Annotated in this window: 2 protein-coding genes; both read right to left on the bottom strand. The window is 75.5% G+C overall.

Annotated elements, in window-relative coordinates; all coding sequences use genetic code 11:
* A partial coding sequence (locus ABZY91_RS40045) for a beta-ketoacyl synthase N-terminal-like domain-containing protein (RefSeq protein ID WP_355408956.1) occupies positions 1 to 1,568 on the bottom strand: 1,568 nt, incomplete at its 3' end.
* Between the two features lie 79 nt (positions 1,569 to 1,647).
* Positions 1,648 to 10,404, bottom strand: a complete 8,757-nt coding sequence (locus ABZY91_RS40050) for an SDR family NAD(P)-dependent oxidoreductase (RefSeq protein ID WP_355408958.1) — start codon at positions 10,402 to 10,404, stop codon at positions 1,648 to 1,650.
* Between the last annotated feature and the right edge of the window lie 4 nt (positions 10,405 to 10,408).

Genomic DNA, 10,408 nt, shown 5'->3' on the forward strand with positions numbered 1-10,408 from the left:
ACCGCCTCCAGACCCTCCGCGTCCCACGCCACCGCCCGCACCGGGAGCGCCGCCCGGCCCACCAGCGTCGCGCCGACGTCCGCCAGGGAGGCCCCTGCGGTGTCCAGGTGGTCGCGGACCACGGCGGCCTGGGCGCGCAGCCCCGCCTCGTCGGCCCCCGCCAGCGGCAGCGGAACGACGGGCGTGGTGCCCGCCGGTGCGACGGCCTCGGCCGGCGCCTGTTCGAGGACGACGTGGGCGTTGGTGCCGCTGAACCCGAAGGAGGAGACCGCGGCCCGGCGGGGGGTGTCCCCGGCCTGCGGCCAGGGCTGCGCGGAGGTGAGCAGCTCCAGCGCGCCCGAGGACCAGTCGATGTGCGGGGAGGGCTCGTCGACGTGCAGCGTCTTCGGCAGCACGCCGCGGCGCATGGCCTCGACCATCTTGATGATGCCGCCGACGCCCGCCGCCGCCTGGGTGTGGCCGAGGTTCGACTTCAGCGAGCCCAGCCGGAGCGGCGCGCCCTCGGCCCGGTCCTGGCCGTACGTCGCCAGCAGCGCCTGGGCCTCGATCGGGTCGCCCAGGCGCGTCCCCGTGCCGTGCGCCTCCACCGCGTCGACCTGGGCCGGGGTCAGCCGGGCGTCGGCCAGCGCGTCGAGGACCACCCGCTGCTGGGAGGGGCCGTTCGGCGCGGTCAGGCCGTTGGACGCACCGTCCTGGTTGACCGCGCTGCCCCGGACCACGGCGAGGACCGGGTGGCCCAGGCGCAGGGCGTCCGAGAGCCGCTCGACCAGCAGCAGACCGGCACCCTCGGCCCAGCCGGTGCCGTCGGCGGCGGCGGCGAAGGGCTTGCAGCGGCCGTCGGCGGCCAGGCCGCCCTGCCGGGCGAACTCGACGAACGTGCTCGGACCGGCCATCACGGTGACACCGCCCGCCAGCGCCATCGCGCACTCGCCCCGGCGCAGCGACTGCACCGCCAGGTGCAGCGCGACCAGCGACGACGAGCAGGCCGTGTCGATGGTGAGGGCAGGACCCTCCAGCCCGAAGGTGTAGGCGACGCGGCCGGAGATGATGCTCCCGGAGGTGCCGGTGGCCAGGTAGCCCTCGACGCCGTCCGGCAGCGTGGTGAGCTGGGCGGCGTAGTCGTGGTACATCACGCCGGCGAACACGCCGGTGCGGGAACCCTTGACGCCGAGCGGGTCCAGCCCGGCGCGCTCGAAGGTCTCCCACGCGCACTCCAGCAGCAGCCGCTGCTGCGGGTCCATCGCCAGGGCCTCGCGCGGGGAGATGCCGAAGACGGCGGGGTCGAACGCGCCCGCCTCGTCGAGGAATCCGCCCTCCTGGGCGAAGTCGCCCTCCTCCACCGCCCAGCCCCGGTCCTGGGGGAAGCCGGTGATCGCGTCGCGGCCGGCGTCCAGCAGGTCCCAGAGCTGACCGGGCGTGCGCACCCCACCGGGGTAGCGGCAGGCCATGCCGATGATCGCGATCGGTTCGGCGGCCTTCTCCTGGACGTCGACGAGGTCGCGACGGGCCTGACGAAGGTCGGCGGTCGCCCGCTTGAGGTAGTCGCGGAGCTTCGCTTCGGTGTCCATGTCTCGCCAACTCCAGTTGCTTGTGGGTCAGTTCGCGCCGATTAAGCGGAGGGTCGGTTCGCGCCGACCGCGCGGAGGGTCAGTTGATGCCGAGTTCGTCGTCGAGCAGGCTGAACAGCTCGGCGTCGTCGGCGGCGGCGATGTCCGCATTGGTGTCGGTGTCCGACGGGCCGTCGCCCGGCCCGTCGGTGCTCGCCCAGCCTGCGAGCATCGCCCGCAGCCGGAGCCCGACGGCGGTCCGGATCGCCTCGCTCGGGCTGCTCGCCGCCAGGCTCGCCTCCAGAACGGCGAGCTCGGCCAGGAGCGCCGCGTCACCCTCGACGGCCGCCGGGGCGAGCCGGTCGCGGAGGGCCTCGGCCAGCGCCAGCGGCGTCGGGTGGTCGAAGATCAGCGTCGGCGCGAGCCGCAGACCGGTGTCGGCGGCCAGACGGTTGCGGAACTCGACCGCGGTGAGCGAGTCGAAGCCCAGCTCGCCGAAGACACGGCCGTCGCCGATCCCCGCCGGGCCCGTGTGGCCGAGCACGGCGACCGCGTGGGTACGGACCAGGCCGAGCAGCGTGCGGGTCCGTTCGGCGGCGGTCATCGGGGCCAGCTGCGCGGTCAGTGCGCGGTCCCGGCCTGCGGCGACGGCAGGCCGGGCCTCCGCGCGGACCCCCGGCCGGGCCGGCGCCGGTACCAGACCGGCGAACAGCTCCGGGAGCCGTCCGGCCGCGGCCGCCGGCCGGAGCGCGGCCAGGTCGAGCCCGACCGGGGCGACCAGGGCGACGTCCGCGCGGAGGGCGGCGTCGAACAGGGCGAGCGCGTCCCCGGTGGGCAGCGGCACGATCCCGCCGCCCCGGAGCCGGTCGCGGAGACCGTCCGTCAGGGCGGCGCCGAGACCGGTCTCCCACAGCCCCCACGCCAGCGAGGTGGCGGGAACCCCCTCGGACCGCAGACGGGCGGCGTAGGCGTCCAGGAAGGTGTTGGCCGCGGCGTAGTTGGCCTGGCCGGCGTTGCCGAGAACGCCGGCGACGGAGGAGAACAGCACGAACGCCGCGAGCGGCCGGCCGGCGGTGGCCGCGCGCAGGTTGACCGCCGCGTCCACCTTGGCCGCCAGGACGGCCGCGAGCCGGTCGGGCGTCAACCGGGTGAGCACCGCGTCGTCCGTGACGCCGGCGGCGTGCACCACGGCGCCGACCTCGACGGGACCGAGCAGACGCCGGACGGCGTCCGGGTCGGCCAGGTCGCAGGCCGCGAGCCGCACCGCCGCCCCGGCGCCGGCCAGTTCGTCGACCAGGGCCTCGGCCCCGGGCGCGTCGGGGCCGCGCCGGCTGACCAGCAGCAGGTCCTTGACCCCGTGGGCGGCGACCAGGTGACGGGCCAGGGCCGCGCCGAGCGCCCCGGTGGCGCCGGTGAGCACGACCGTCCCGTCACCGAGGGCGGACGCGACCGGCGCGCCGCCGGCCGGGCCGCCGGTCACGGCCGCAGGAGGCTGCGCCGCGACCAGGCGCGGGACCAGCACCGCGCCGGAGCGGACCGCCGCCTGCGCGAGCCCCGCCTCGACGATGCCCGCGACGAGCGCGCGGCCGTCGGTGGCACCGGCGGTGGCGGTGGCGGTGTCGGTGTCGGTGTCGGTGTCGATCAGGGTGATCCGGCCGGGGTTCTCCGTCTGGGCGACGCGGACCAGACCCCAGAGCGCGGAATGTGCCAGCCCCGTCACCGGGTCGGCCGGGCCCGTGGCCACCGCACCCGAGGTCAGCACCACCAGGTGACCGGCACCGGCCGGGTCGGCGAGCCACGCCTGGAGCGTGCCCAGGGCGGTTTCGAGTGCCCGCCGCACCTCGGCCGGACCGGCCTCGGGCGAGGCCGTGGCGTCGAGCAGGACGACCGGGGCACCGGGCAGGGCGGGCATCGGCTCGCCGAGCGGCAGGCCGACCCAGCCTGCGGTGTCCCCGCCGCCGACCGCCACGGGCGAAGGCTGCCACTCCACCGTGTAGAGCCCGGCCGTGTCGGCCGCCGGGGCCGCACCGACCGGCCGCAGCGCGAGCCGCTCGATCTCGGCCACCGGCAGCCCGGCACCGTCCGCGATCACCAGGCGCACACCGCCGGGCCCGTCCGGGGTCAGCCGGACCAGCAGCGCGGTCGCGCCGCCGGACACCAGCCGGACACCGGACACCGCGAAGGGCAGGTGGACGTCCGTCCCGGTGACCAGACCGCCGGCGGCAACCGCGTGCAACGCGCTGTCCAGCAGGGCCGGGTGCAGCGCGAAGCCGGCGGGCGGCTCCGCGACCTCGACCTCGGCGAAGACCTCGTCCCCGGACTTCCAGGCCCTGCGCAGGCCCTGGAACGCCGGCCCGTAGCCCAGGCCCGCAGCCTCCATCGCCGGATAGAAGCCCGCGAGGTCGATCTCCTCGGCCCCGGCCGGCACCGTGACGGCGGCCGGGTCGCCGCCGGTCCGCTCCGACAGCAGGCCCGTGGCGTGCTCGGTCCAGGGCGCCTCGGCCCCGGTCCGCGAGTGGACGGTCACCGGCCGACCGGCCTCGTCGTCCGGCGCCCCGACCGTGACCCGGACCTGGACGGTCTCGCGGCCCGGCAGGACGAGCGGAGCCTTCAGCAGCAGTTCCTCCAGCACCGGGGCCCCCACCCGGGAGCCCGCCGCCAGGACCATCTCGAACAGCGCGGCACCCGGCACGACCGTGCGGCCGTGAACCGTGTGGTCGACCGCCCACGGGTGGGTCGCCCCGGACAGCGAACCGGTGAACAGCACCAGCCCGGAACCCGGGACCTCCGCCGCCGCACCGAGGATCGGGTGGCCGGTCCCGGTCAGGCCGAGCCCGGTGACGTCCCCGTCGACACCGGTCCGGGGCCGCGGCCAGAACCGCCGGTGCCGGAACGGGTAGGTCGGCAGGTCCGCGTCGGCCCGGCGCCCGACCAGCGCGCTCCAGTCGACGGGCTGGCCGTGGACGAACAGCTCGGCGACCGCCCGGAGCAGCGTGTGCGGCTCGGACCGGTCCCGGCGCAACGCGGTGACCGCGGTGAGCTCGGGATCGACGTGGCCGATCAGCCCGGTGAGGACGCCGTCCGGGCCGAGTTCCAGCACCCGACGGGCATCGAGGGCGGTGACGGCCTCGGCGAAACGGACCGGGCGCCGGACCTGGTCGACCCAGTACTCCGGGTCCGACCACTGACCGGGCGTCACCGGAGTGCCGGTCACCGTCGAGACGGCGGGGAGCACCGGGTCCTGGAAGGCCAGGCCGCTCACGACGGCCCGGAAGTCCGCCAGCATCGGCTCCATCAGCCGGGAGTGGAACGCGTGACTCGTCCGCAGGCGGTTGGTCTTCCAGCCCCGCTCGGTCACCAGCTCGGTGATCGCCACGATGTCGTCCTCGGTCCCCGACACGACCACCGCGGCCGGCCCGTTGACCGCCGCGAGGTCGATGTCCGGGAACGCCTCCCGCACCTCGGCCTCGGACGCCCCGACCGCCAGCATCGCGCCGCCGGCCGGCAGCGCCTGCATCAACCGGCCCCGGGCGGCCACCAGCTTCGCCGCATCCGCCAGGGTGAGGACCCCGGCGGCGTACGCGGCCGTGATCTCACCCACCGAGTGACCGGCGACCACATCCGGGGTCACCCCCCAGGAGCGCACGAGCGCCAGCAACGCCACCTCGACCGCGAAGATCGCCGGCTGCGCCGAACCCGTCCGGTCCAGCGACTCCGCATCCAGCCCGTGCAGCGTGAGCCCCAGCATTTCGCACGCCTCGTCGTGGGCGGTCGCGAACGCCGGGAAGGTGTCGTACAACTCCCGGCCCATGCCGACCCGCTGCGACCCCTGGCCGGTGAACACCACCGCCAGCCGGCCCTCGACCGCCGTCCCGGTGACGATCCGGTCGATGACGGCCCGGTCGGTGACGGCCCGGTCGGTGAACGCGCTCAGGGAATCCTCCAGCGCGGAGCGGTCCTCGGCGAGGAGCACCGCGCGCTGCGGCAGCGCGGCCCGGCCCGCCAGGCCCGCCGCGAGCCGGTCGAGCGGGAGCTCACGGTGCTCGGCGATCCGACCCGCCAGCACGCGCACGGCGTCCTCGTCGGCCGCCGCGAGCACGACCGGAGTGACCGGAAGCGCCGGGAGCGGTGCCTCGTCCGACGCGGTCGCGGAAGCCGGTGCGCCCGACGGGGCTTCGAGGATGACGTGGGCGTTGGTGCCGCTGATGCCGAACGAGGACACCCCGGCCCGGCGCGGCCGGTCGGTCACGGGCCAGTCACGGGCCTCGGTCAGCAACTCCACCGCACCGGCGGACCAGTCCACCTGCGAGGACGGCTCGTCCACGTGCAGCGTGCCGGGCAGCACGCCGTGGCGCATCGACTGCACCATCTTGATGATGCCCGCGACACCCGCCGCCGCCTGCGTGTGCCCGAGGTTCGACTTCACCGAACCCAGCCACAGCGGAACGCCGTTACGACCCTGGCCGTAGGTGGCGAGGAGCGCCTGGGCCTCGATCGGGTCACCGAGCGCGGTGCCCGTCCCGTGCGCCTCCACCGCGTCCACGTCCTGCGCCGACAGACCCGCCGACTCCAACGCCTGGCGGATCACCCGCTGCTGCGACGGACCGTTCGGCGCGGTCAGACCGTTCGACGCACCGTCCTGGTTCACCGCACTGCCCCGCACCACCGCCAGGACCGGGTGACCCAGACGCTCGGCATCGGCCAGCCGCTCCACGAGCAGCATGCCGACACCCTCGCCCCAGCCGGTGCCGTCCGCGCCCTCGGCGAAGGACTTGCACCGGCCGTCGGCCGCGAGACCCCGCTGCCGCGAGAACCCGACGAAGGTCCCCGGCGTCGCCATCACCGTCACGCCACCCGCCAACGCCAGCTCGCACTCCCCACTGCGCAACGCCTGCACCGCCAGGTGCAGCGCCACCAGCGACGAGGAGCACGCCGTGTCGACCGTGACCGCCGGACCCTCCAGACCGAAGGTGTACGACACCCGGCCCGACGCGACGCTGCCGCTCGTGCCGAGGAAGCCCTCGGCGTTGTCGGTGGACCGGTCGAGGACCAGACCGTAGTCGTTGTACATCACGCCCGCGAACACCCCGGTCCGCGAACCGCGCAGGCCCAGCGGATCGATCCCCGCCCGCTCGAACGCCTCCCACGACGTCTCCAGCAGCAGCCGGTGCTGCGGGTCCATCGCCAGCGCCTCACGCGGCGAGATCCCGAACACCTCCGGATCGAAGTCAGCGGCCCCGTAAAGGAATCCACCCTCCCGCGTGTACGAGGTACCGGGGTGATCGGGGTCGGGGTGGTACAGGTTCTCGACGTCCCAGCCACGGTCCTCGGGGAACGGCACGATCCCGTCCCGCCCGGCCGCGACCAGCTCCCACAGGTCCTCCGGCGAGGCGACGCCCCCGGGGTAACGGCACGCCATCCCCACGATCGCGATCGGCTCGTCGGGGTCGGTCGTCGCGGCGGCGACCGCGGTGGGGGCGTCCCGGCCGGCGAGTTCCCCGGAGACGAAGCCCGCCAGGGTCTCCACCGTCGGGTAGTCGAAGACCAGCGTGGACGGCAGCCGCAGCCCGGTCGCGGCGGCGAGGCGGTTGCGCAGCTCGACCGCGGTGAGCGAGTCGAAGCCCAGCTCGTTGAAGGCACGGCGGGCCCCGACCTGGTCGGCGGAGGAGAACCCGAGCACCTCGGCGACCTGCGTCCGGACCAGGCCGAGCACGGCGTGGTCGCGTTCGGCCCGGGGCAGCGCCGCGAGCCGTCGCCCGAACCCGTTCGTGGTCCGGGCCCCGGCCCGGGCCGGGGCGAGGCCGTGCAGGATCGGCGGCACGACGGGAGCGTTGCGCAGCGCGGTGATGTCGATCGCCAGAGGCGCGACCACCGGCTCGCCGGTGCCGAGCGCGGCGTCGAAGGCCGCAAGGCCCTGCTCCGCCGTGAGCGGCAGGACGCCGCCGCGCCGCATCCGGTCCCGGTCCGCGTCGGTGAGCGTCTCAACCATCCCCGCGTCCCACAGGCCCCAGGCGAGCGACGTCGCCGGCACACCCCGCGACCGCAACTCCGACGCGTACGCATCCAGGAACGTGTTCGCAGCGGCGTAGTTGGCCTGGCCCGCGTTGCCGAACAGACCCGCCACCGAGGAGTACAGGACGAACGCACTCAGTGCCCGGCCCTCCGTCGCGGCGGCAAGGTTGCGCGCCGCGTCGACCTTGACCCGGAACACCGTGTCGAGTCGCTCGGGCGTCAGATCGGTCAGCAGTGCGTCGTCCAGCACACCGGCGGCGTGGATCACCGCCGACACCGGCTCGTCCCGCAACGCCTCGGCCACGGCCTCCGCGTCCGCCACGTCGCAGGCCACCGCCCGCACCTGCGCCCCGTCGACCTCCACGCCCGCACCCGACCGGGACAGCAGCACCAGGCGCCGCACACCGTGGGCCTCGACCAGGTGCCGGACGACCAGCCGTCCCAGGGTGCCGGTCGCACCCGTCACCACCACGACGCCGTCACCGAACTCCACGGGCCCGGCGGCGGAATCCGCCGCCCGCGCCCCGTCGAGCCTCACGAGCTGCGGAACCCGCACCACGCCGTCCCGCACCACTGCCTGCGGCACCGGGTACAGCGCGTTCGCGTTCGCGTCCGCGTCCGCGTCCAGCAGATGGATCCGGTCCGGGTGCTCCGACTGCGCCGACCGTACGAGGCCCCAGAGCGCGGCACCGTCCGCATCGGTGACGGTGTCCCCGGCCGCGCCGAACGTCCGCACCACCAGGCGGGACTCGGCCCACGCGGGATCGGCCAGCCACCCCTGGAGCAGGGAGAGCAGCGCGCCGGCCCGGTCGAGTGCGGCGCCCGGTGCCGTCGCGTCCACGACCAGCACGGGGGCAGCCGGGACGGGCAGCGGATCGCCCAGGTCCACGACCACCTGGGCGTCCGCCGAGGCGGACACCTCCTGCACCACCCAACCCGGGCCGAACAAGAACCGGTTCGCGGAACTCGTCGGCCGACCGGCCGCCACGGGACGCAGGACCAGGCCGTCGACCACGGCCACCGGGAGTCCGGAGGCGTCGGCCAGGGCGATCCGCACCGCACCCGCGGTGGCACCGGCCTCCAGCCGCACCCGCAGCGCGGCGCCCGCGGGCCGTTCCCACCGGACACCGGAGAAGGTGAAGGGCAGGTGGGCCCCGTCGGCGGTGATCAGCCCGCCGACACCGATCGCGTGCAACGCCGCGTCGAACAGCGCCGGGTGCACGCCGAACCCGTCGACCGACTCGCCGGTCGTGACCTCGGCGAACACCGTCCCGCCGCGACGCCAGGCCCGCCGCAGGCCCCGGAACGAAGGACCGTAGCCCAGGCCCGCGTCCGCGAACGCCTCGTAGAGGCCGTCCAGTTCGACCTCCTCCGCACCCGCCGGCGGCCACACGACCAGATCCGCGCCGTCGTCGACGGACCCTGACCCGGCCTCGGCCTCGGCCTCGGCGGTGAGCAACCCGGTGGCGTGCACGGTCCAGGCCGTGGACTCGTCGTCGGGGCAGGAGTAGACGCTCAACGCGCGCCGTCCGGCGTCGTCGGGCGCGGCGACTAGGACGCGCAGCCGGACGGTCACCCCGTCGGGCAGCGTCAGCGGATCCCGCAGGACCAACTCGTCCACCACCGGGGTTCCGGCCCGGACGCCCGCCGCCAGAGCCAGTTCGACCAGTGCGGTGCCCGGCAGCACGGACGTGCCGTGCACCCGGTGGTCGGCGAGCCAGGGCCGGGTTCCGGAGGCAAGGGTGCCGGTGAACAACAGCGCTCCGGAGTCCGGGAGTTCGGCCGAGGCCGCGAGCAGCGGGTGGTCCGGGGCGTCAAGACCGGCCGCGGTCACGTCGCCGGTCGGCGGTGTCGGATCCAGCCAGAACCTCTGGTGCCGGAACGGGTAGGTGGGCAGGTCGGCCCGGGCGCCGTCGCCGAGCAGCGCCCGCCACTCGACGCGCTGCCCATGGACGAACAGCTCGGCCACGGCGGTGAGCAGCGCCGTGACCTCGTCCCGGTCGCGGCGCAGCGCGGCGACGGCGACCGTGTCCGGGCCGCCCGCCTCGCCGATCAGCGCGGTGAGGACGCCGTCCGGACCCAGTTCGAGCACACGGCCGGCGTCGAGAGCGGTGACGGCGTCGGCGAACCGGACCGGCTCGCGGACCTGCCGCACCCAGTACTCCGGGTCGGTCCACTCCCCCGGCGTCACGGCGGCGCCGGTCACCGTCGACACGGCGGCGAGGGTCGGCTCGGCGAACGTCAGGGCCCCCACGACCGCGCGGAACTCGTCGAGCATCGGCTCCATCAGGCGGGAGTGGAACGCGTGGCTGGTCCGCAGCCGGGACGTCTTCCAGCCGCGGTCCGAAGCCAGTTCGGCGATCCGCGCGATGTCGCCCTCCGCACCGGACACGACCACGGCGTCCGGTCCGTTGACCACGGCGACGTCGATGTCGGGGAACGCCTCGCGCACCTCGGCCTCCGAGGCCCCGACGGCCAGCATCGCGCCACCGGCCGGCAGCGCCTGCATCAGCCGGCCCCGGGCGGCGACGAGCTTCGCCGCGTCGGCCAGGGTGAGGACCCCGGCGGCGTGGGCGGCGGCGATCTCACCGACCGAGTGACCCGCCACGACGTCCGGGGTCACGCCCCACGAGCGGACGAGGGCGAGCAGCGCCACCTCGACCGCGAAGATCGCCGGCTGCGCCCAGCCGGTCAGGTCCAGCCGCTCCCGGTCGTCCAGGACCTCGTGCAGCGGGAGATCCAGTGCCGCACACGCCTCGTCGAAGGACGCGGCGAACACCGGGAACGCCTCGTACAACTCCCGGCCCATACCGACCCGCTGGGACCCCTGACCGGTGAACACCACCGCC

The organism is Kitasatospora sp. NPDC002965, from assembly GCF_040611255.1.
Lineage (GTDB): Bacteria > Actinomycetota > Actinomycetes > Streptomycetales > Streptomycetaceae > Kitasatospora.